The following is a 22499-nucleotide window of genomic DNA, read 5'->3' as shown; positions in this document are numbered from 1 at the left end:
GCGTGGCGGAGTTCGGCGAGCACCGCACATCCGCCCGGGTGGCGGTGCTCACCGCGGAGTCAGGTGAGCGAGCACGCCTGCCCTCGCCCGACCGTCCCCGAGGTGGCGCTACGCGCCGCTGTGCCGCAGATCGCGCTTGCCGGCCGAGGACCGCGACTGCGGCGCGCGCTGGCCCTTGCGGTGCGGTCGCCGGTCGCCGCGGTCGCGGCCGGGGCGACGCGGGCGGCGGCTGATGAACTCGTCCTCGGCGCGGCTGATGCGCAGGCCGCGCCCGGCGACCTGGGTGTTGCGCAGCTTGCTGAGCAGCTCGTCCGGCAGGTCCGCGGGCAGTTCGATCAGGGTGTGCTCGCTGCGGATGTCGATGTGCCCGATGTACTTGCTGGGCACGCCGCCCTCGTTGGCCAGCGCCCCGACCAGGGCGCGCGGCGTGACCCGGTTGCGGCGGCCGACCTCGACCCGGTAGGTCTCGGTCTCCGAGGTGCTGGGTTCGAACAGGTCCCCGTCACGCGACGGCTCGGCGCCCGGTTCGGGATCCAGCAGCAGCGGCCGGTCGCCCTGCACCATGGCCGCCAGCGCCGCGGCGATCTCCACCATCGGCACGTCGTGGGTGCGCTCGTACTCCCGGACCAGCTCCTGGAACACCTCCAGCCCACCCTTGGCCAGGGTGTCGGTGATGCTGTCGGCGAACCTGGCCAGCCGGCGGTCGTTGACCGCGTCGATGCTGGGCAGCTCCATCTGCGGGATGTTCTGCCGGGTGGCGCGCTCGATGGCCCGCAGCAGGTGGCGTTCGCGGGGCGCGACGAACAGGATGGCCTCGCCGCTGCGCCCGGCCCGCCCGGTGCGGCCCACGCGGTGCACGTACGACTCGGTGTCGTGCGGGATGTCGTAGTTGAGCACGTGCGAGATGCGTTCCACGTCGAGGCCGCGGGCCGCGACGTCGGTGGCGACCAGGATGTCGATCCGGCCGTCGCGCAGCTGGCCGATGGTGCGTTCCCGCTGCGCCTGCGCGATGTCGCCGTTGATGGCCGCCGCGCTGAAGCCGCGGGCCTGCAGCTTCTCGGCGAGTTCCTCGGTGAGCTGCTTGGTGCGGACGAAGACGATCATCGCGTCGAACAGCTCGACCTCGAGGATCCGGGTCAGCGCGTCGAGCTTGTCGGCCGCCCGCACCGGCACGTGCCGCTGGTTGATGTTGGTGGCGGTGCTGGTTTTGGTCCGGACCGAGATCTCGGCCGGTTCGTTGAGATAGGACTGGCTGATCTTGCGGATCGCGCCCGGCATGGTCGCGGAGAACAGCGCGACCTGCCGCTGGGCGGGCACCGCCTGCAGGATCCGCTCCACGTCCTCGATGAAGCCCATCCGCAGCATCTCGTCGGCCTCGTCGAGCACCACGTGCCGGAGCCCGGTGAGGTCCAGCGAGCCCTTCTCCAGGTGGTCGATCAACCGGCCGGGGGTGCCGACGACGACGTGCGCGCCGCGGCGCAGACCGCCCAGCTGCGGCCCGTAGCTCGTGCCGCCGTAGATGGGCAGCACGTGGAAACCGGGCAGGTGGGCGGCGTAGCGCTGGAATGCCTCGGAGACCTGGATGGCCAGTTCCCGGGTGGGGGTGAGAACCAGGGCCTGCGGGGTGGTGGCGTCGAGGTCGAGCCGGGACAGGATCGGCAGGGCGAACGCGGCGGTCTTGCCGGTGCCGGTCTGGGCCAGGCCCAGCACGTCGCGCCCCTCCAGCAGCAGCGGGATGGTCTTCTCCTGGATGGGCGACGGCGTCTCGTAGCCGATCTCGCCCAGCACCTGCCGGACGCGCGGGTCGAGGTCGAGTTCGTCGAAGGTGGGCATGCTGGCGCGGATCTCCTCGCTGGGGTCAGGCTGACGGGTACGGAAACGGCCCGGCACTACCCGCCCGGAGACCACGAGGTGCTGGTCGTGGGCTCGGGAGCTCGGCCCGCCGCAGTGCGCCGTTCGCGCAGTTCGAACCGCGTGTACCGCTGGACGCTCAACCCTGTTGCCAGTCACCCGCAGCTCGATCGTGCTCAGCCTGGTGCGGCTTCGTGGCACCGCACCAGGTGCCTACCCTAGCGATCGTCTGCAACGCGCGGACCGCGGGCCCCGGGGCAACGGGACGCACGTCACCCCGCGACATCCAGCCGCAACCCGCCGTCGACCTGATCGCGGGTGAACAGGTACACCCGCTGCCAGCCGCGCGGCAGGTCCCCGCCGCGCAGCCTGCGGTGCATGCGGTCGGCGCGCTGCACGTGTCGCAGGAACGACCGCGGGCGGATGAGCCGTCCCCTGGCCCGCTGCCCGGCCAACGCCTCACGCGGGTCGGCGTGCAGCCACACCAGCACCAGCTGGCGCCTGGTGAGGCGGCCGAACAACAGCAGCATGGCGCGGGTGGTGGCGCGGGTCGCCGGCTCGTGCGCGACGACCGGGTCCGTGGTCCACAGGCAGTACCAGGCGATGCGGGTGCGGTGCATCAGGTGCACCAGCGGCCGGTAGTAGCGGTAGGGCAACGCGGCGGGCACCACCCTGCGCAGCCGGGCCCGGGCCTGCTCGGAGTCCAGCGCGGCGAGGTCGGTGGCGCCGTGCAACTTGCCGAGCACCGTGCTCTTGCCCGCGCCGGGCAACCCGGCGAGCACGACGAGCGACCGGCGCTCGATGCGCACTGCCGGCGGCGGGCTGGCTGCCCCGGGGAGTACGTCCGGTAAGTCCACGACGGCACCAAGGTTACGCGTTGCTCGATCTTGGCCGGCGAGGCGCGTGGGCAACGCCACCGGGCAGAAAAGCGGGAGGCGGCCCGCTCCCCCTTCGGACCGCCTCCCGCCCCATCCCCCTGGGGTGGTACGTCGAGTCACCACCATCCCCGCGTGGATGACCTCCGGGCCACCACGCGGGCTCCTCCCCCTCGAAGCGATAGCAGGGCTCCGGTTCTCCCGCCCGACCCCCAGAACGGGCGGGTCCCCCTCCGGCTTGCCTCTCCTCGTCGCGTCGCACTGAGAAGTCTGCCGGTCGGCGGGCCTCTGGCGAGACCGTGAAGCCCCCTGAATACGGGTGCGTAGTGTTACTCATCCGGCCCGGGCGACAGCCCGCAGACCAGCTCGTGTCCTGCGAAAACGACGCGGGGCACCTCCGGCCGGACCAGCCGGAGGTGCCCCGCGGAGCACACGACGCTAGATCGCCTCGGGTCCGGTCTCGCCGGTGCGGACCCGCACGACCGTGTCCACCGAGGTCACCCAGACCTTGCCGTCACCGACCCTGCCGGTGCGCGCGGCGGTCACGATCCCGTCCACCACCTTGTCCACGTTGGCCTCCTCGACGAGCACCTCGACGCGCAGCTTGTCGATGAAGTCCACGGCGTACTCGGCACCCCGGTACACCTCGGTGTGGCCCTTCTGGCGCCCGTAGCCCTGGGCCTGGCTGATGGTCATGCCCAGCACCCCGAGCCGCCCCAGCGCCTCCTTGAGATCGTCCAGCTTGAACGGTTGAACGATCGCGGTCACCAGTTTCATGCGCGGCTGCCCTCCAGCTTGCGTGCAACCTCGTCGGCCGGGACGGGAGAACGGCGCGCGGAGCGGTCGTCACCGAAGTGGTAGGCGGTCTCGGCGTGCTCGGTCTCATCGATGCCGACGGTCTCGTCCTCGGCGGTCACCCGGAACCCGACGACCGCCTTGACCAGCAGCGCCAGCACCAGGCTGAGCACGAACGAGTAAACCAGCACGGCGACCGCGCCGACAGCCTGCCGCCACAGCTGGTCGAAGCCGCCGCCGTAGAACAGTCCGTCCACACCGGCCGGGGCGGCCGAGGACGCGAACAGCCCGACCAGCAGGGTGCCCGCCAGACCACCGACCAGGTGCACGCCCACGACATCCAGCGAGTCGTCGAAGCCGAACCGGTACTTCAGGCTGACCGCCAGCGCGCAGATCGCACCGGTGATCACGCCGACCGCGATCGCGCCCAGCGGCGTCACCGAGGAGCACGCCGGCGTGATCGCGACCAGACCAGCGACGATGCCCGACGCCGCGCCCAGCGTGGTGGCGTGCCCGTCGCGGATGCGCTCGACCAGCAACCAGCCCAGCATCGCCGCGCTGGTGGCCACCAGGGTGTTGACCAGCGTGACGGCCGCGGTGGTGTTGGCGGCCAGCGCCGAACCCGCGTTGAAGCCGAACCAGCCGAACCACAGCAGACCGGCGCCGAGCACCACGAACGGCAGATTGTGCGGCTTGCCCGGGTCCTTCGGCCAGCCGACGCGCCTGCCCAGCACCAGGGCCAGCGCCAGTGCGGCGGCACCGGCGTTGATGTGCACCGCCGTACCACCGGCGAAGTCGATCGCGGCAAGCCGGTTGGCGATCCAGCCGCCGACCGCGGTCACGTTGCCCGCGTCGTCGGTGGTGTCGAACGCGAACACCCAGTGCGCGACCGGGAAGTAGACCACGATCGCCCACAACCCGGCGAACAGCAGCCACGGGCCGAAGCGGGCCCGGTCGGCGATCGCACCGGAGATCAGCGCGACCGTGATGATCGCGAACATCGCCTGGAAACCGACGAACGCCAGCGTCGGGACGCTGCCGGAGACCTGGTCCTCACCGAGCAGCTGGCCAAGGCCGAAGAACTCCGCGGGGTTGCCGAGCAGACCGAGCCCACCGACGTCCGAACCGAAGGCGGTCGAGTAGCCGATGAGCACCCACAGCACGCCCACCACGCCGATGCTGCCGAGGCTCATCATCAGCATGTTGAGCACGCCCCGCGAGCGCACCATGCCACCGTAGAAAAACGCCAGACCAGGGGTCATGAGCAGCACCAGGGCCGCGCTCACGAGCACCCATGCGGTGTCGCCTGAATTCACCTTGCCTCCCCGTGCGGACCGAGTTGCGCCGCATCCTGGGGAATGTCTGTTTCAGGCGGCCCGTTTCGTTGTTTCGCCCCGGTGAAATCGAGCTCACCATGCGTTACGGGTGTGTTGTGAGGTTACCGGCGTGTTGCCGCGCCGATCACCGACGGCACGTGGCGCGGACGTCCGGCCAGCAGCCCCGCGGCCAGCCACCCGGCGGTGCAGACCATGAGCAGGACCAGCGGGGCGGTCCAGTCCCCGGACACGTCGTAGAGCAGCCCGACCAGCAGCGGACCGGCCGCGGCGATGAGGTAGCCGGTGCCCTGCGCCATCCCGGACAGGGCCGTGGTGGTGTCGCTGTCCGGCGACCGCAGCCCGAACATCGTCAGCGCGAGACCGAAGCCGGCGCCCTGGGCGAAACCGAGCACGACGGCCGCAGGCCACAGTCCCGCCGCGGGACCGGCCAGGATGCCCGCGAACCCCACCGCCACCATCACGGCCAGCACCACGGCGATCGGCCGCTGGTCCCGGAAGCGGCGGCACAGCACGGGCACGGACATCGACCCCACGGCCTGCACCGCAGCCTGGATGCCCAGCGCCAGCCCGGACAGCTCCGGACTCATTCCACGGCTCTGGAGCATGGTCGGCAGCCAACCGAAGACCACGTAGGCCATCGCCGACTGCAGGCCCATGAACAGCGTCACCTGCCAGGCCAGCGGGGTGCGCCACAGCTGGCCGGGCCGCGACGGCCGCGGCGGGGCACCGGAACTGCGACGCAGCGCGAACACGCTGATCACCAGCGCCAGCAACACGGGAACCGCGAGCAGCCCGAGCGGCGCCTGCCAGGCCGACCGCACCACGGCACCCAGCGGCACCACGACGCTGGCCGCGACGGCACCGCCCAGGGTCAGGCACATCGTGAAGACGGCCGTGATGACCGGAACGTTGTCCGGGAAGTCCCGCTTGATCAGCCCGGGCATCGCCACGTTGGCCACCGCGACGCCGGCCCCGACCACGACCGTGCCGCCGAGCAGCGTCCACGCCGAACCCAGGGCCCGCAGGCAGGTGCCGACCAGCAGCACGACCAGGCAGCCGACCAGCACCCTCTCGTCGCCGAAGCGCTGCCGCAGCGTGGGCGTCACGAAGGCGAACACGCCCAGGCACACCACCGGCAGCGTGGTCAGCACACCACCGAAGGTGGTCGACACGCCCAGATCGTGCTGGATGCGCGACAGCAGCGGTGCGACCGCGGTGAACGGCGGCCGCAACGCCAGCGCCACCAGCACCATGGTGACAACCGCGGCGGTGCCCGCCGGGCGGGTCTGGATGCGGCTCACTGCGCCCTCCACTGCTCGCCGAGCACTCCCCGCAGGGACGTCAGGCTGGGTTCGATCACCGCGTGCGCCGCCGCAGCGGCCGCGTGCGGTCTGACCAATCTAGGGCCCCGATCACCCGGGTCGGAACGCGCGGGAATGTGATCCCTGAAACAGCGAACAGCCCCCGCGGGATCGATCGGCGCGGGGGCTGTGGTCGTCGTTGGTCAGTCGAGGAGGGCGTCGACGAAGGCCCCGGGCTCGAAGGGGGCCAGGTCGTCCGGACCCTCGCCGAGTCCCACCAGCTTCACCGGCACCCCCAGCTCGCGCTGCACCTGGAACACGATGCCGCCCTTGGCGGTGCCGTCCAGCTTCGTCAGCACGATGCCCGTCACGTCCACCACGTCGGAGAACACCCGGGCCTGGGTCAGGCCGTTCTGGCCGGTGGTCGCGTCCAGCACCAGCAGAACCTCGTCCACCTGGGCCTTCTTGTCGACGACCCGCTTGACCTTGCCGAGCTCGTCCATCAGGCCCGTCTTGGTGTGCAGGCGGCCCGCGGTGTCCACCAGCACCGCGTCCACCGCGGTCTCGGTGCCACGGCTGACGGCCTCGAACGCCACGCTCGCCGGATCCGCGCCCTCCTTGCCGCGCACCACCTCGGCCCCCACGCGGTCGCCCCAGGTCGCCAGCTGCTCGACGGCGGCGGCGCGGAACGTGTCGGCCGCGCCCAGCAGCACCCTGCGGCCGTCGGCCACCAGCACCCGCGCCAGCTTGCCGGTGGTGGTGGTCTTGCCGGTGCCGTTGACACCGACCACCAGCACCACCGCGGGCTTGCCGCCGTTGGCGGGGTCGCCGTGCGGCAGCGCCCGCACCGCGCGCTCCATGTCCGGGCCGAGGGCGTCCACCAACACCTCGCGCAGCAGCGCACGCGCCTGCTCCGGGGTGCGGACACCGCGGCTGGCGATCTCGGTGCGCAGCCGCTCGGTGATCTCCGTGGTGGTGGCCGCGCCCAGGTCGGCCATCAGCAGGGTGTCCTCGATCTCCTCCCAGGAATCCTCGTCGAGGTCACCCGCACCGAGCAGGCCCAGCAGGCTCTGGCCGAGCGTGGACCGCGACCGGGACAGGCGGCCGCGCAGCCGCTCCAGCCGCCCCGTGGTCGGCTGGATCTCCTCGATCTCCGGCACGGCCGGTTCGGCGGGCGCCGGCTCGGGCACCGGTTCGACGCGCTCCTGCGGCGGCACCACCGGTTCCTCGACCGGCTTCTCCACCGGCTCCTCGACCGGCGCGGTCGCGGTCGGATTGTCCGGCAGCGGCACGTCCACGATGCCGCGCCGCTCGCTGTCGCGCGGCACGGCCGCGTCGTCGCCGACTCCGGGCTGCCCCTCCACCTCGGTGCGCTCGCCCGCAGGGTGCTCCGGAGGGGCGACCGTGGTGACGCCGCCGCTGGACAGGCTGATGCCGCCGTCGGCGCGGTACCCGCCGCCCTTGACGGCCCCGGCCGGGCCCGCGCTCTCGTCCCGTTCGCTCAGGTTGATCCGCCGCCGACGGTTGAGCACGACACCGGCGACCACCGCGACCGCCAGCACGACCGCGACGACGACGAGGATCAGGATCAGGGTAGAGGTCGTCACACGCCCATCCTCCCACCTGGACAGACCGGCCCCGGAGCGCCCCGCCGCAGGCGAGTGGGCAATTCACCAACAATGCGCGGATGATGCTTGCATTTACCGGGCCGTGTGGAATACACCACACCTGTGCGGGTGCTCGGGCTCATCTCCGGCACGTCGATGGACGGTGTCGACGTGGCCGCCGTCGAGCTGCGGCTGGACGGCGACACCATCGCATGCCGGTCCCTCGGCCACGACGTGGTCCCCTACCCAACGGCGCTGCGCGAACAGCTGCTCGCCGCGCTGCCCCCGGCGCAGTGCAGTCCGGCGCAGCTGTGCCGGCTCGACACCCTCGTCGGGCAGGCGTTCGCCACGGCCGCCCTGGTCGGCGTGGAGCTCGCGGGCGGCCACGCGGACCTCGTCGCCTCCCTCGGCCAGACCCTCTACCACTGGGTCGAGCCGGACGGCACGGCGCGCGGCACGCTGCAGATCGGCCAGCCGGCGTGGATCGCCGAGGCCACCGGGCTGCCGGTGGTGTCGGACCTGCGGGCCCGCGACGTGGCCGCCGGTGGGCAGGGCGCCCCGCTGGTCGGGGTGCTCGACGCCCTGTGGCTGGCCGACGAGCCCGGCACCACCGTCGCGCTCAACATCGGCGGCATCGCCAACATCACCGTCGTCGGCGGCCCGCACCCGCGGGCCTACGACACCGGGCCGGGCAACGCGCTGCTCGACCTCGCCGCCCACCAGCTGACCGGCACCGCGCAGGACACCGACGGCAGGATCGCCGCGACCGGCACCGTCCGCCACGACCTACTGGACCTGCTGCTCGCCGACGAGTACTACCGCCGCCCGGCGCCGAAGTCCACCGGCAAGGAACACTTCAACGCCGACTACCTGGCGCACGTCCTGGACGCGGTCCCCACACCGGTCGACGGCCCTGACCTGCTGGCCACGCTCACCGAACTCACCGCCCGCACCGTCGCCGACGCCTGCCGCGCCGAAGGGGCGAGGAAGGTCGTCGCCTCCGGCGGCGGCGTAGGCAACCCCGTCCTGCTCGCCGCGCTGCGGCGCCGGCTCGATGTGCCGGTGCTCGTCAGCGACGAGCTCGGGCTGCCCGCCGACGGCAAGGAAGCCCACCTGTCCGCGCTGCTCGGGTTCCTCACCTGGCACGGCATGACCGGCAACACGCCGGGCTGTACCGGCGCCGGCGGACCCCGCATGCTGGGCAGCATCACCCCGGGGGCCGGGCCGCTGCGGCTACCCGACCCCGCCACCCACCAGCCGAAACGGCTGCGCGTGCAGCCCAGCTAGGAGGACCTGTGCATCCCGTCGACGTCACGATCATCATCGGGTACCTGGTCCTGGTACCGCTGCTCGGTGTCCTGCTGGCCGGTCAACAGCGTTCCGCGAAGGACTTCTTCGTCAGCGACCGCAACATGCCGTCGTGGGCGGTGTGCTTCGCGGTGGTGGCGACCGAGACCTCCACGCTGACCGTGATCAGCACGCCGACCGTCGCCTACCTCGGGTCGTTCACCTTCCTGCAGCTGGCCATCGGCTACCTCATCGGCCGGATCGTGGTCGCCTTCGTGCTGCTGCCCCGCTACTACGGGGGCGAACTCGTCACCGCCTACGCCTACCTCGGCAAGCGGTTCGGGTCCCGGGTGCAGGTCACCGCGTCCGCGACGTTCCTGATCACCCGCCTGCTCGCGGACGGGGTGCGGCTGTTCGCCACCGCCATCCCGGTCAAGGTGATGCTGGCGGCCGCCGGTTTCGACGTCTCTTTCTGGCAGATCATCCTGGTCATCACCATCGTCACCGTGCTCTACACCTACCTCGGCGGCACCCGCGCCGTGGTCTGGGTGGACGCGCTGCAGATGATCCTCTATGTCCTCGGCGGCATCATCGCCGTCGTGGTGCTCGCCGGGAAGCTGCCCGCCGACTGGTTCACCAGCGCCGTCGACGCCGGCAAGTTCCAGCTGTTCGACTTCGGCGCGTCGATCGTCACCGAGCCGTACGCGTTCGTCACCGCGGTCGTCGGCGGCGCGATGCTGTCGATGGCTTCACACGGCGCGGACCAGCTGATCGTGCAGCGCCTGCTGGCCACGCGGACGCTGCGGGCCGGCCAGGGCGCGCTGATCGGCAGCGGCGTGCTGGTGTTCTTCCAGTTCGGCCTGTTCCTGCTGATCGGCACCATGCTGTGGTCGTTCTACGAGGGGGCGAAGCCCAGGGACATGGGCATGGCCACCAACGACGACCTGTTCCCCACGTTCATCGTCACCGAGATGCCGCCGGGCATCGCGGGCCTGCTCATCGCCAGCATCCTGGCGGCGGCCATGAGCTCCTCGCTGAACTCGCTGGCGACCTCCACCGTCACCGACGTGTACCAGCGGCTGACCAGGCGGCCGCTGGACGACCGTGCGGTGCTGCGGCAGGCCAAGATCTGGGTGCTGGTGTGGGGTGTGGTGCTGTTCGGGTTCGCGTCGATGTTCACCAGCACCGACAACCCCGTCATCGAGCTGGGTCTCGGCATCACCGGCTACACCTACGGCGCGCTGCTCGGCTCGTTCTTCCTGGGCCTGGCGGTGAAGCGGGCGACGCAGACCGACGCGGTGATCGCGTTCCTGACCACCGTGGCGGTGATGGCCGTGGTGATCCTCGGGGTCACCTTCCCCGACGGCGAGGGCGGCAACGCCCCGCTGGCCTACCCCTGGTACACGCCGATCGGCGTCGCGGTCACGCTCGTGGTGGGCGGTCTGCTGTCGCTGCGCCACCCCCGCCCGGCGCGGGAAGCCGTCGCCGAGCGCGCCGACAACGCCTGACGCAACGAGGGGCCGCGGTTCCCGGCGAACCGCGGCCCCTCTGACGTAGCGTGGCCACCCGAGCGGAACCACCGATCTGCGCAGCGAAGCTCAGAGGGCGGAGATGATCGACAGCAGCACGATCAGGAAGCACAGGCCGATGCTGCCGCCCATGATGCCCAGCGCCAGCCCCATGCCGGGGGCCTTCTGCGGCACCGGTCCGATCGCGCCGTCGACGAACACGATCACCGGTGCCGCGTAGTAGACGTCGACCTGCTGGCCGGCGTTCACCGGGATCACCGCAGTGGCGTTACCGACCCGCCACAGGTAGTTGACGTGGATCTGGATCTGGTGCTGCCCGGGCGGCAGGTCGATCGGCGTCTTGCCCCAGTTGAGGATCGGGCCGGGCTGGCCGTTGATGGTGACCTGCGGCTTGAAGAACATCAGCATCCAGGCCAGCCAGAAGTACGAGCAGTCGATCATGATGCGCGCCATGCCGGGCGGCGGAGGCGCCATCGGCTGCGGCATCGGCGCGGGCGGCTGCGGCATGCCCGGCTGCGGGTAGCCCTGCGGCGGCATCCCCTGCTGCATCGGGGGCTGCGGCATGGGGGGGTGCATCGGCTGCGGACCGGACGGCGGGCCGTAAGCGCCCGGCGGCGGAGCCATCGGGCCCTGCTGCGGGTACGGCTGGCTGCCCGGCGGCGGGCCGTACGGGTTGGTCATGGAAGCCTCCTGTACCTGATGGGACCCCGCACTCGGGGTATGTGGGCGAAACCCCGCGCCCTCTTTCGTACCGACACCCGCCCCCACGGCTCGATGCCGGGCCGCCGAACATCTTCTCGCACGCGGAATCGGGCTCTCCAACACCGTGTGGCTGCCCACCCTAATGCCTCCGGTCAGCTGTTCAGCCCGGCTCCCGGAAAGTCGATGAACTACTCGACGAACATCGGCTGCGAGCACTACGGGGGGCGCCGTGCGCGTTCGTGATCACGAGCAGTTCCGGGAGTTGCTGGGCGGATACGCGACGGGTGCGTTGACCGACGTCGAGTGGCTGCTGATGTACACGCACCTGTCCGAGTGCCGCCACTGCCGCACCGAACTCGGGCGCCCCGACCTGCCGAATCGCGCTGCGCCGCAGGTGATTCGGCCACCCGCGCCGGGACGCGCGCGGCAGCCCCGCCCGGGCTGGTCGGTGGCGGTGGGACTCGCGCTGGTGACCGCGCTCGTCGCGTTCGGCGTCGGCTACGCGCTCGGCGTCTCGGGCTGAGCCGCGGGCTCCGCGTCCGCCGGTTTCCTGTTCACGGGTTCGCCGCGCAGCCGCTGCGAGATCACCTGGGTGATGCCGTCGCCGCGCATCGTCACGCCGTAGAGCGCGTCCGCGATCTCCATGGTCGGCTTCTGGTGCGTGATGATGATCAGCTGCGACGTGGCGCGCAGCTGGTCCAGCAGCGTGATCAGGCGCCGCAGGTTGGTGTCGTCCAGCGCCGCCTCGACCTCGTCCATCACGTAGAACGGCGAGGGCCGGGCGCGGAAGATCGACACCAGCATGGCCACCGCGGTCAGCGACTTCTCCCCACCGGACAGCAGCGACAGCCGCTTGACCTTCTTACCCGGCGGCCGGGCCTCCACCTCGACACCGGTGGTGAGCATGTCGTCGGGATCGGTGAGCCGCAGCCGCCCCTCACCACCGGGGAACAGGACCTTGAAGACGGTCTCGAACTCCTTGGCCACGTCGTGGAACGCGGAGGTGAAGACCTCCAGGATCTTCTCGTCCACCTCCTTGACCACGCTGAGCAGGTCGCGGCGGCTGTCCTTGAGGTCCTCCAGCTGCGTGGACAGGAACCTGTAGCGCTCCTCCAGCGCGGCGAACTCCTCCAGCGCCAGCGGGTTCACCTTGCCCAGCAGGGCGAGGTCCCGCTCGGCGCGCTTGGCGCGGCGCTCCTGGGTGGCACGGTCGTACGGCACCGGCGGCGGTTCGCTGACCTGCTCGCCGCGTTCCTTGGCGGCTTCGTATTCGGCCAGTTCGGCCGGGCTCGGCGGAACCGGCACGGTGGGCCCGTACTCCTCGACGAGGTCGTCCAGGCCGATCCCGAAGTCCTCGATGATCTTGGTTTCCAGCTGCTCGATGCGCAGCCGCTGCTCGGCGCGCACGACCTCGTCGCGGTGCACCGCGTCGGTCAGCTTCTCCAGTTCACCGCTGAGCTCGCGCACCCGCGCGCGCACCGCGCCCAGCGCCTGCTCATGCTCGCTCTGCTTGGCCTGCGCGACGTCGCGCTCCTGCGTCGCCTGGCGCAGCGACTGTGCGATGCGCTCCAACGCCGTCTCACAGCCCGACACCACGGCTCGCGTCACGCGCGCCGCGCGTTCGCGGGCCTTGCGGGCCGCTTCGGCGCGGGCACGCGCTTCGCGCTCGTGGCGAGCCGCCCGGCGGAGCTGGTCGCCGCGGCCCTGAACCGCGCGGGCGCGTTCCTCCGCGGTCCGCAACCCAAGGCGGGCGTCCATCTCCTGCTGCCGCACCGTGGCAAGCTCGGCGCTGAGCCGGTCCCGTTCCCCGGTGTCGGGTTCGGCGGCCTGGTCCTGCTCGTCCTTGACCGCGGCCAGCCGTTCCTCCAGTTCGGCCAGCTTGATCAGGGAGTGCTCGCGGGACTGCTCGACCTTGACGCGCTGCTGCCGAATCCGGTCGACCTCGGCGGCCGCGGCGCGGGCCGCGCGCTGGAGGCTGGCGAGCCGTTCCGTGCTGCGCGCTCGGCGCACCTTGGCGTCGTTGATCTGCTCCTGCACGGCGCGGACTTCGGCGCGCCGCGCGTCTTCCTCGGCCCGCGCGCCCTCCAACGCGGCGGAGTGGTGCTCCAACCGCCGCTCGGCGGCCGCGAGTTCGCGTTCGGCTTCGTCGACGGCGGCCCGCACCTCGAGGACGCTCTGCCGGTCGTCGGAGCCGCCGGTGGCCCAGTGCGAGCCGAGCACGTCACCGGTGGTGGTCACCGCCCGCACCTCGGGGTGGCGCTGCACCAGGTCGCGGGCCTCGGCCAGCGAACCGACAACGGCGACGCGGTCCAGGACCCTGGTCACGGCCGCCTGCAGGGCCTGCGGCGCGGACACCAGGTCGACCGCCCAGCGCGCCGAGCCGTCCAACTGCGGCCAGCCCGACCGATCGACATCCACAGTGGACTCACCGATGAGCAGCCCGGCACGCCCGGCGTCGTCGCTCTTGAGCAGCTCCAGGGCGGTCACCGCGTCGGTGACACCGCGGACGGCGACCGCGTCGGCCACCGCGCCCAGGGCCGCGGCCAGCGCCGCTTCCGCACCCGACTCGACGGTGAGCAGGGCGGCCACCGAACCCAGCAGTCCCGGCACCCGGTCCCCGGCCGCCAGCAGCGCGCCCGCGCCGTCCTTGCGCTGCAGGCCCATCGACAGCGCCTCGACGCGCGCCTTCCACGACGCGATCTCCCGCTCCGCGGCCCGCTCCGCCTTCACCAGCTCCTCGACGCGGGCCCGCGCGGCATCGCGCGCTTCCGCCGCCGCTTCGCGGCGCTCCTGCAGGCCGGCGTCGTCGGAGTCGTAGCCGCCGCTCTCCTCCTCGGCGTCAGCCAGCGCGCGCTCGGCCTCCTCGGCGCGGGCGGCGGCCTCCTCCAACGCATCCGACAGCCGCTCGATCTCGTCGGCGGTGTCGTTGACCTTGCCGCGCAGCGACTCGACCTGACCGGACAGCCGCGCCGCGCCCTCCCGCCGGTCGGCGATGGCCCGGACGGCGGCCAGGTGCGCCTGCTCGGCCTGCTTCAGCGCCGACTCCAGCTCCGAGCGCCGCTGCACAACCTCGTGGAGGACTTCGCGGGCCTCCTCCATCTGCTCGCGGAGCTCGATCTCCTGCTCCGCGGCCTCCTCGGCCTCCGCCTCCAGCTGGTCGGGATCCCGGCCGGGCCGGTGCTCCTCGGTCTGCGCGGTGAGGTGCCGGTGCCGCTCGGCGGCCAGCCGCATGGTGCCGCGCAGCCGCTCCTCCAGGGCGGACAGCCGGTACCAGGTCTCCTGCGCGCGGTGCAGCCGCGGCGCGTCGGCGGCGACCTGCTCCTCCAGCTCCTTCTCCTGGGACTGCGCGAACTGCAGGGCCCGCTCCACCTCGGCGCGCTTGGCCCGCGCGGCCTCCTGGTCGGCCTCGTCGCGGGCCAGTTCGGCGCGCGCGGTGACCAGGTCGTCAGCGATCAGCCGCAGCCGCGCGTCGCGCAGCTCGGCCTGCACGGTCTGCGCCTTGCGCGCGATCTCGGCCTGCTTGCCCAGCGGTTTGAGCTGGCGGCGCAACTCACTGGTCAGGTCGGTCAACCGGGTCAGGTTGGCCTGCATCGCGTCGAGCTTGCGCAGCGCCTTCTCCTTGCGCTTGCGGTGCTTGAGCACACCCGCGGCTTCTTCGATGAGCCTGCGGTGCTCCTCGGGCTTGGCCTGCAGGATGGTGGCCAGCTGACCCTGACCGACGATGACGTGCATCTCGCGGCCGATGCCGGAGTCCGACAGCAGTTCCTGCACGTCCATCAGGCGGCACGAGTTGCCGTTGATCTCGTACTCGCTGGCCCCGTCGCGGAACATCCGGCGCGTGATGGAGACCTCGGTGTACTCGATCGGCAGCGCGCCGTCGGAGTTGTCGATGGTCAGCGTGACCTCGGCGCGGCCGAGCGGGGGGCGGCCCGCGGTGCCGGCGAAGATCACGTCCTCCATCTTGCCGCCGCGCAGCGCCTTCGCCCCCTGCTCGCCCATCACCCAGGTCAGCGCGTCGAGCACGTTGGACTTGCCCGAGCCGTTGGGGCCGACGACGCAGGTGATGCCGGGTTCGAAGCGCAGCGTGGTGGCCGAGGCGAAGGATTTGAAGCCCTTCAGCGTCAGGCTCTTGAGGTGCACGGCTGCGATCGCCCTTCGATGTCTGGTCCGTCCGGTTGACCGGGGGTCACATCCGGCAGAGCCTACCCCTCACCCACCCGGCGACCACGCAGAACCGCTGCACGCACCGAATTTCGGCAACGGCGGTCGGGTGGGGTCAGCGTTCGACGAAGCCGGTGAGGCCGCCTCGTGGCTCGGACCACTGTTCGGCGACGTGGTCGACGCGGCCTGGTGTCTCCCCGGACCGCAGCGCGGCCAGCAGCTTCTCGCACGCCTCGCGGGGGCCTTCGGCGACCACCTCAACCCGACTGGCGGGCAGGTTGGTGGCGCTGCCGACGAGCCCGAGCTCCAGCGCCCGGGCCCGCGTCCACCAGCGAAAACCCACACCCTGCACGCGTCCGTGCACCCACGCGGTCAGTCGTGCCTGTTGCGAATCCGTCACGCCCGGCATGATGCCGTACCCGCGGCACCACGGCCCGGGAGACTGGGGCCCGACAGGCGCGGTTTATGATCCGCCAGATCTTCATCGGCGCAGCCGACCGGACGAGTGGGGCACCCATGGACCCGATGCTGCTGGAAGACCCGGACGATCGGCCGAAGCGCCTCGTGGTGCTGGCCGCCTCCGGCATCGCCGTGGCGACGGTGTTCGCCACGACGGCCGCGATGGTCGCGGGCACGCAACGGCAGGACGCCGCCACACCGGACTTCACGCTCAAACCCACGGCCACGTCGCGGCCGGGCACCACGTCGCTGACACCACCGCCGCTGCTGCCCCCGCCGCCGATCGACAGCAGCACCTCGGCCACGCGGTCGTCCACCACCACGCGCAGCAGCGAGTCGACGACGCCGACGTCGACCGGTGGCGGCGACACGCCCCCGGAACCGCCGCCGACGCCCACTCCCCCCGAGCCGTCCCCGACGTCGACGTCTCGGCCGAAGCCGCCGACGAGTTCCAAGCCTCCGACGAGCTCCAAGCCCCCGACGACGTCGAAGCCAACGACGTCCAAGACGCCGTCCGAGACCTCGGGGATCGACGAATGACGGAGCTGGCCGTGCACGCCTGCCGATCGCTGTGCTCGTGGCACCGGACCCGCAAGCAGCTCAACGGGCTGCCGCTGCTGGCCTGCCGGGGCTGCGGCTCGCAGTGGATCCGCAGCGAGCCGTGGACACCGATCGACCACACCGGCCGCATCCCGGACGACGTTTGCACGGAGCTGGCCAGGCGCTGATCACAGGTCGCCGAGCACCACGAGGTCGGCCCGCGCCCGGGTCGGTGCGACCAGGGCGGCGTTGCGCTCATCGCTGCGGTACACCCATTCCGCCGCCTCTTCCGGACTGCGCCCGTACCGGACGTGCCGCGCGATGAGCCGCTGCACCCGGACGTCGTCGTCCGGCGCCAGGAACCACGCCTCGTCGAGCAGCTCCCGCACCTGCGACCAGGGTGGCTCGTCCAGCAGCAGGTAGTTGCCCTCGGTGATGACCAGCGGTACCCCAGGCTCGACGGCGATGGCGGCGGCGTAGGACTCCTCGACCTCCCGGTGGAACTCGGGCGCGTACACCGTCTCCGGCCCACCGGCCCGAATCCGCCGGAGCAGCGCGACGTACCCGGCGGCGTCGAAGGTGTCAGGAGCTCCCTTGCGATCAGCCCGCCCGAGCCGCCGCAGCTGCGCGTTGGCCAGGTGAAACCCGTCCATCGGCACGAGCACAGCAGCGTCCCCGAGCTCCCGGAGAAGCCGCTCGGCCACGGTTCCCTTCCCGGCTCCGGGAGCCCCGGCGATCCCCAGGATCCGCCGCTGCCCGCTCCGGGCCAGCGCCCAGGCCCGCTTCACCAACTCGGCATATGCGACCAAGTCCCACCTCCACCACAGCGGAACCCCAGGTTACTGCCGCGCCCCGGTCAGCCCGCGCAGACTTCGGCGAGGAGTTCCCGGACGTATTCGGCGAGTTTGGCGTTGTCTGCCGGGGCAATGGTGCTCCAGCGGCGGCCGTCGCCGCTCGTGCGGACCACATGGAGGTAGCGGCCCTGGTGGGTGTCGTGGAAGGCCACCACCCGGTTGGCGCGTTCGGGTTTGCCGCCGCGGTTCGGGCAGGATTCCGCGCCGAACTGACCGCGGATGCCCATGCCGTCGGCCATGTTCGCGATATCCGCCGCGTCGTCCGGGGGGATGCCCAGGGCGCGGAGTTCGTCGGTGAAGCCGAGCGGGTTGTTCTGGCCCGCATAGGCGCTGGCCTCGCGCAGGACGTCATTCGGCAGGCTCACCGCGCGTCCCCGGCCGGGTACCGCGTCGCCCGCGACCGAGACCGCCGCCTCGGCCAGCGAGCTGGCCCGGATCGGGGTCAGCTCGACGATGTCGCCGTCGACGATGGTGAGCAGGCCGTTGCCGCCGTTCGCCGAGGCCAGGGCGCGGATCGGGCGGTCCGCCCAGATCCGCACGTCGATGCTGCGCTGCGGGCGGTCAAGCAGGCCGAGCAGGTCGGCGAACTCGACGTCGACACGGTCCCGGTTCGGTTCGGCGAGGCGGCGCCGGCGCAGCGCCGACCACGCCTCGGCGACCAGCTCGGCGCGTTCCGTGTAGGTGGTCCCGGGGCTGGGCACGTCCAGCACGATGTGGCGGTGGTCGGTGAGCTTCTCCGCCTCGCACACCACATCGAATTCCAAGGTGGACAGAACGATCGGGTCGGCTTCGGCTCCGGGGCGCACGTCAGTCCTGCTTCTTCGGCTCGGTGTCGTCGTCGGGCTCGTCGACCTGGCCGAGCACCGGGGGCGCGACCAGGCGTTCGTCGTCGAACGGGGTTTCCTCGGCGACGTACTTGTTCTCGTGTTCGGCGTCCTCGGCGCGCTTCTCGCCGCGCGTCGCCGCCGGGGTCATCATCGACCCGGCGCCCGGGCGGCTGCCCGGCGTGTTGCCCGCGGCCTTCCCGGCCTGGGTGTCGCCGGGACCGCCGCCGATGCCGGACGACCCGCCGCGCGCCATCCCGGGGGACCTGCCCTCGAGGCCCCCGCCGCGTACGGTGCCACCACCGGCGCCGGCGGCAGCGCTGCGACCGCCGAGCATGCGGCTCGCCGCGTATGCGCCGAGACCGGCGACCGCGGCACCACCGGCGGCGATGCCGAGCACGCCAGGCATGCCGATACCGCTGCCCTGGTCGTCGCCGCCCGGCGTCGGGTCGGCCGACCCGGCGTGGTCGCGCTCCTGCGGCTCCTTGGTGCCGCTGCGGTCCCCACCGGGCGGCGGAGGCGTGCGGTCTCCGCGCTTGGTGCCGTCGCCGACGTCCCCGCCGCGGGTGTTCCCGCCGACGAAACCACCGGACACGTCACCCTGCGCGGAGCCACCTCCGCCGACGGGCGACCCGATGGAGCCGATCCCGGAACCAGCCACGCTCGGCGGCGCCGCGGCCGCGGCCACGGTGAGCGCGGGCATCTCCGGCAGCGGCCGGAAGCTGTCGGCCTGGTGCACCGAGGTGTCGCGGTAGGAGCTCAACGCGGCCTGCGCGGCCTTCTTCTGCGCGTCGATCGCCTTGGCTTCGGCGTCGTAGTCGCTCTCGTAGCCGAAGTAGCCGCCGGCCTTCTCGAAGATGTTCTCCGACTCCTTGTGCCGCAGCTCGTCGTTGTTCGGCAGCCGGTTCTTCGCCGACTCGTAACCCCGCCCCTGAGCATCGACGCTGGTCGCGGACGCCTTCAGCGGATCCGGGGCATCGGCGAGGAAGACGCTCTGCTGCTGCGTCGCGGCCGCGGCCAGGCTCCCGGCGTTGCCCTCCCAGGCGATCTGTAGCTTCCCGAGCTCCCGGCGCAGCGTCTCGTCGAGCTCGACGACGACCTTCACGCACTCGTCGAGGGCCCGGACCGCGCCGTGCATCGACTCCGCGCCGCGCCCCTGCTTGATCTGGGTGATCCACTCCTGGAGCTGGGGAATGTCCATCCCCTCGAACCGGATGTCGCGAATCGGATCGATGCTCGTCACAGCCATCCCCCTAGCTCTGGCTCTGTAAGGTCGTCACAGCCGCGTCAGCAGCCTGCTTCGCCTTCTCGCACATCTGCTGGTTGTCCATCCCGCCGGGGCTGTTCAGCGCCAGGTCCACGTACAGGGTCTGTCCCTCGGCAGCGTCGACGAACACGTGGCAGCCGAGACTCTCCGCTCCCGAAATCTGGCCTTGCACAGCACCGAAGCCCTGGATGTCGTAGTTCGCCGCCGTCTCCGGTGACGAGTCCGCGGTCTTCTTCACGAAGTCCTCGATGCCCTCGGGGACGACGCGAAGGACGATCCCGAACTGCACCCTTCCGCCCTGCAACTCACCCGCGAAGTCGCACCCGTTGTAGTTGTTGCCGTCCTTGATCACCGGACGGCCGCCCCCTACATCGAGCGCCTTCTTCTGCTCGGAGGTGAGCCACGTGCAGATGTCCGCGTCCTGCTTCCCCGCAATCGCCAGATCCTTCGGGCGTTGTGGGAGGTTCAACGAAGACGACTCCGAGGTCGTCGTCGTGGGCTCCGAGCTCGGGGGATTGGCCTCGGGAGTGGTCCCCGTGCATCCGCTGAGCGTAACCACCACAGCAGCCAACGTGATCAAGCCATACCCGTGACGCGCCCGCACGAGACTCTCCTTACTCCTGTGTATTCCGCTTGAGGGATGCCCAATCCCTCGAACCGGATGTCGCGAATCGGATCGATGCTCGTCACAGCCATCCCCCTAGCTCTGGCTCTGCAAGGTCGTCACAGCCGCGTCAGCAGCCTGCTTCGCCTTCTCGCACATCTGCTGGTTGTCCATGGTTCCGGGGGCGTCGAGCGCCATATCGACGTAGAGGGTCTGCCCCTCTGCGGCGTCCACATACACGGCGCAGCCGAGGCTTTCGGCTCCCGGAATCTGCCCCTGCACGGCACCGAAGCCCTGGATGTCGTATGTCGCGGCCGTCTCCGCGGACGGATCAACGACCTTCTTCAGGAAGTCTTCGATGCCCTCGGGCACCACGCGAAACGCGATCCCGTACAGCGCTGGTCCGTCCTCACCCGCGAAGTCGCAACCGTTGTAGTTGTTGCCGTCCTTGATCACCGGACGGCCGCCCCCTACATCGAGCGCCTTCTTCTGCTCGGAGGTGAGCCACGTGCAGATGTCCGCGTCCTGCTTCCCCGCAATCGCCAGATCCTTCGGGCGTTGTGGGAGGTTCAACGAAGACGACTCCGCAGTCGTGGTGGTGGGTTGCGGACTCGGCGGATCTACGTCTGATCTGTTCCCCGTGCAACCACTGAGTGTGGCCACAGCAGCAGCCAACGCAATCAAGCCGTACCCGTGACGCGCCCGCACGAGACTCCCCTTACTCCTGTGCATTCCGCTTGAACGAAGCCTCGATCTCTTCGTCGGTGAAACCGTACTGCTTGGCCGCTTCCTCGAGTTGGAGCCCGAGGTTGTAAACGTTGGTCACGTACTGGTTCAACCGATTGAAGTGGGAGTCCGGGTTCCCGACGAGAAACGCGCGCCAGACCGCCGCGGCCGTGTCGCTGATCTGGTCTTTGGCGGGGCTCTGGATCGCCAGGCTCGGCCGAAGGTTCCGCAGCTTCGCCTGGGCGTCCTCGGCTGCCTGCAGGACGATCTTGCGGGCCTCGAGGACGGTGTCCTTGGTGACGGAGATCTTCTGGCCCTCACCACCGGGGACCGGCGGTGGTGGCGGCGGTGCTGGCGTCGTCATCGCGGGAAACCCCCAGGTCGCGGCATCTGATCACCGGGTTCGACCGCCGACCCTAGCAGTGCGCGCCACCGCCGGGGAGCAACTCGCGGAAACTTTACACCAACCGAACGCACGTATGCCGAACCCCGCATGAGAGGCACCGACGAGGTCGGCCTACCGGCCAGCGGGAAGCACCAGCACACCGCCCCTCTGGATCCTTTGGGTTTCGCACCCTGACTCGCGTCTGCCCTGTCGACCTCGACGCACCTGGAGGCTCCGGTGCTGACGTCGTGACACTTTCCGCGAGGTGGCGCTCACACTCGGCGAACAGGAAAACCGGTAGCGATCTTCATCGACAAGGCCACGCCCCGTTGGGAGTACGGCCACGCGAGGGAATAAAAGCGTTCTGCGCTCGCGCCGAGTCACCCGCGGTCAACACCCGCGGAGCCGACGCGGTAATCATGCTGCGTACAACGAGTAAATGCCTTTTTGCCCAGTCATGGACGCTGCCGCCCTGCGCTACGTTCGTTCACTGCGTGGCGGAAAGAGGTGTCCATGACTGGCTTTCACGTCGATCCCGAATCCATTAACGGGAACTCGCACCTGCTCGCCGAAATCGCTGGCCTGGTCCAGGAAGGTCGACTCGACGGCGACCTGGCCACCATGTCGAGAGCCCCCGGGCACATCCCGAAATCGTCAAGCAGGTCATGAAGTTCTCGACCTTCGCCAACAACCAGTACCGCGACCTCGTCGCACTTCTCGGGGCTCTCTCCACCAAGCTCAAAGCCGTTGGGGAGGAGCACGTCACCATCGACGGCCAGGTCCGCGATGAGCTGGACAGGTTCCTGGCGAACAGTTTCCTGCTACCACCGGGAAAGAAGTGACGCGGATGGCCTACTACAAGGACGTCGAGTTCCTCAAAGAGGCCATGCCCGGTCTGGTGGAGGTTGGCGGCAAGGGACGAATCTGGGATGACCTGGGACAGATCGGGCGGGACCTGGCCAGCTCCGAGCTGAGTCCGGTCACGCCGGAGAACCTGCCGGGCAGACTCGGAGGCGCGCCGGATGAGGTGTCCTACGGCCCGTTGTCCGTCCAGACCCGCCGGGCGGCCGAAGTGTTGGGGTACGACCCGGAGAACCTCACCGAGGGGCAGCGGGACGAAGTCATCGCGGCCGCCAAGGACCCTCCGGCTGTCCTCCTGCTCGCAGCCATCGCCAGGTTCCTGTGGATCGACATCGCGTACCCGGTCAATGAGCAGGCGACGGCGCCAACGACCCCACGCACGTATGCCGGAGCCCGCATGATGAACCGACGGTCCTACACGACGTGCCAACGGAGACCTCCCTGAAGGACGCGAAAAGGGCAAGGCGCGAGGCACGCTTCATCCACCACCGAATCGTGTAGTTGAGCGAAGAAACGCACGCGACCGAACTCTGT

22 protein-coding genes are annotated in these 22499 nt (G+C 70.8%); 7 read left to right on the top strand and 15 right to left on the bottom strand.

The window, feature by feature from the left end; genetic code table 11:
• Positions 1-108: 108 nt before the first annotated feature.
• The 6 genes from IEY17_RS04190 to ftsY all read right to left on the bottom strand — a co-directional run bounded on the left by IEY17_RS04190 (position 109) and on the right by ftsY (position 7766).
• Positions 109-1833, bottom strand: a complete 1725-nt coding sequence (locus tag IEY17_RS04190) for a DEAD/DEAH box helicase (protein WP_188985641.1) — start codon at positions 1831-1833, stop codon at positions 109-111.
• Between the two features lie 290 nt (positions 1834-2123).
• A complete protein-coding gene (locus IEY17_RS04185; RefSeq protein WP_229679835.1) occupies positions 2124-2708 on the bottom strand; it encodes an AAA family ATPase in 585 nt (194 codons plus the stop codon).
• Between the two features lie 456 nt (positions 2709-3164).
• Entirely contained in the window at positions 3165-3503 is a 339-nt protein-coding gene (locus IEY17_RS04180) for a P-II family nitrogen regulator (RefSeq protein WP_188985639.1), read from the bottom strand.
• Positions 3500-4837 (bottom strand): ammonium transporter, encoded by a 1338-nt coding sequence (locus tag IEY17_RS04175; RefSeq protein ID WP_188985638.1) that lies wholly within the window; start codon positions 4835-4837, stop codon positions 3500-3502. Before IEY17_RS04175 ends, IEY17_RS04180 begins: the two co-directional genes overlap by 4 nt.
• A gap of 122 nt (positions 4838-4959) precedes the next feature.
• A complete protein-coding gene (locus IEY17_RS04170; protein ID WP_229679834.1) occupies positions 4960-6159 on the bottom strand; it encodes a CynX/NimT family MFS transporter in 1200 nt (399 codons plus the stop codon).
• A gap of 203 nt (positions 6160-6362) precedes the next feature.
• Positions 6363-7766, bottom strand: coding sequence for a signal recognition particle-docking protein FtsY (gene ftsY, locus IEY17_RS04165; protein WP_188985637.1), 1404 nt, complete (start codon positions 7764-7766; stop codon positions 6363-6365).
• A 129-nt stretch (positions 7767-7895) separates the two neighbouring features.
• On the opposite strand from ftsY, the gene IEY17_RS04160 reads away from it, so the two are divergent.
• Positions 7896-9053, top strand: a complete 1158-nt coding sequence (locus IEY17_RS04160; RefSeq protein ID WP_188986270.1) for an anhydro-N-acetylmuramic acid kinase — start codon at positions 7896-7898, stop codon at positions 9051-9053.
• An 8-nt stretch (positions 9054-9061) separates the two neighbouring features.
• Entirely contained in the window at positions 9062-10561 is a 1500-nt protein-coding gene (locus IEY17_RS04155; protein ID WP_188985636.1) for a sodium:solute symporter, read from the top strand.
• A 90-nt stretch (positions 10562-10651) separates the two neighbouring features.
• On the opposite strand, the gene IEY17_RS04150 is transcribed toward IEY17_RS04155, so the two are convergent.
• The gene (locus IEY17_RS04150) at positions 10652-11263 is read right to left on the bottom strand and encodes a DUF2057 domain-containing protein (protein WP_188985634.1); all 612 of its coding nucleotides are present in this window, start codon (positions 11261-11263) and stop codon (positions 10652-10654) included.
• 250 nt (positions 11264-11513) lie between these two features.
• On the opposite strand from IEY17_RS04150, the gene IEY17_RS04145 reads away from it, so the two are divergent.
• Positions 11514-11807, top strand: coding sequence for a zf-HC2 domain-containing protein (locus IEY17_RS04145; protein WP_188985632.1), 294 nt, complete (start codon positions 11514-11516; stop codon positions 11805-11807).
• Here IEY17_RS04145 and smc read toward each other — a convergent pair.
• Positions 11783-15424 (bottom strand): chromosome segregation protein SMC, encoded by a 3642-nt coding sequence (smc, locus tag IEY17_RS04140; protein WP_188985629.1) that lies wholly within the window; start codon positions 15422-15424, stop codon positions 11783-11785. The two genes, IEY17_RS04145 and smc, sit on opposite strands and share 25 nt — an antisense overlap.
• 136 nt (positions 15425-15560) lie before the next feature.
• Positions 15561-15854, bottom strand: coding sequence for an acylphosphatase (locus tag IEY17_RS04135; RefSeq protein ID WP_188985627.1), 294 nt, complete (start codon positions 15852-15854; stop codon positions 15561-15563).
• Positions 15855-15910: 56 nt separating this feature from the next.
• On the opposite strand from IEY17_RS04135, the gene IEY17_RS04130 reads away from it, so the two are divergent.
• Positions 15911-16444, top strand: a complete 534-nt coding sequence (locus IEY17_RS04130) for a hypothetical protein (RefSeq protein WP_229679833.1) — start codon at positions 15911-15913, stop codon at positions 16442-16444.
• Positions 16441-16632 (top strand): hypothetical protein, encoded by a 192-nt coding sequence (locus tag IEY17_RS04125; protein WP_188985625.1) that lies wholly within the window; start codon positions 16441-16443, stop codon positions 16630-16632. Before IEY17_RS04130 ends, IEY17_RS04125 begins: the two co-directional genes overlap by 4 nt.
• Here IEY17_RS04125 and IEY17_RS04120 read toward each other — a convergent pair whose 3' ends face one another.
• From IEY17_RS04120 to IEY17_RS04095, 6 genes are all read right to left on the bottom strand, one after another.
• Positions 16633-17253 carry a nucleoside/nucleotide kinase family protein gene (locus tag IEY17_RS04120; protein ID WP_188985623.1) on the bottom strand — a complete coding sequence of 207 codons (621 nt, stop codon included), beginning with the start codon at positions 17251-17253 and terminating at the stop codon, positions 16633-16635. It lies immediately after the preceding gene.
• Between the two features lie 47 nt (positions 17254-17300).
• Positions 17301-18104 (bottom strand): ESX secretion-associated protein EspG, encoded by an 804-nt coding sequence (locus tag IEY17_RS04115; protein ID WP_188985621.1) that lies wholly within the window; start codon positions 18102-18104, stop codon positions 17301-17303.
• A 1-nt stretch (position 18105) separates the two neighbouring features.
• Complete coding sequence (locus IEY17_RS04110) at positions 18106-19371, bottom strand: PPE domain-containing protein (RefSeq protein WP_373289841.1); 1266 nt, start codon at positions 19369-19371, stop codon at positions 18106-18108.
• Positions 19372-19375: 4 nt separating this feature from the next.
• Complete coding sequence (locus tag IEY17_RS04105; RefSeq protein ID WP_188985617.1) at positions 19376-19993, bottom strand: DUF3558 family protein; 618 nt, start codon at positions 19991-19993, stop codon at positions 19376-19378.
• 96 nt (positions 19994-20089) lie between these two features.
• Positions 20090-20725 carry a DUF3558 domain-containing protein gene (locus IEY17_RS04100; RefSeq protein ID WP_229679832.1) on the bottom strand — a complete coding sequence of 212 codons (636 nt, stop codon included), beginning with the start codon at positions 20723-20725 and terminating at the stop codon, positions 20090-20092.
• The gene (locus IEY17_RS04095; protein WP_229679831.1) at positions 20712-21083 is read right to left on the bottom strand and encodes a M90 metallopeptidase family protein; all 372 of its coding nucleotides are present in this window, start codon (positions 21081-21083) and stop codon (positions 20712-20714) included. Before IEY17_RS04095 ends, IEY17_RS04100 begins: the two co-directional genes overlap by 14 nt.
• Positions 21084-21769: 686 nt before the next feature.
• Between IEY17_RS04095 and IEY17_RS25200 the strand changes: the two genes are divergently transcribed.
• A complete protein-coding gene (locus IEY17_RS25200) occupies positions 21770-21946 on the top strand; it encodes a cupin domain-containing protein (RefSeq protein ID WP_229679830.1) in 177 nt (58 codons plus the stop codon).
• Positions 21947-21951: 5 nt separating this feature from the next.
• Positions 21952-22410, top strand: a complete 459-nt coding sequence (locus IEY17_RS04085) for a hypothetical protein (protein WP_188985612.1) — start codon at positions 21952-21954, stop codon at positions 22408-22410.
• Positions 22411-22499: the final 89 nt, after the last annotated feature.

The organism is Saccharopolyspora thermophila (assembly GCF_014646075.1).
GTDB classification, from domain to species: Bacteria; Actinomycetota; Actinomycetes; order Mycobacteriales; family Pseudonocardiaceae; genus Saccharopolyspora; species Saccharopolyspora thermophila.
The sequence above is the reverse complement of the archived record's forward strand: the minus strand, read 5'-3'. Positions and strand labels throughout refer to the sequence as shown.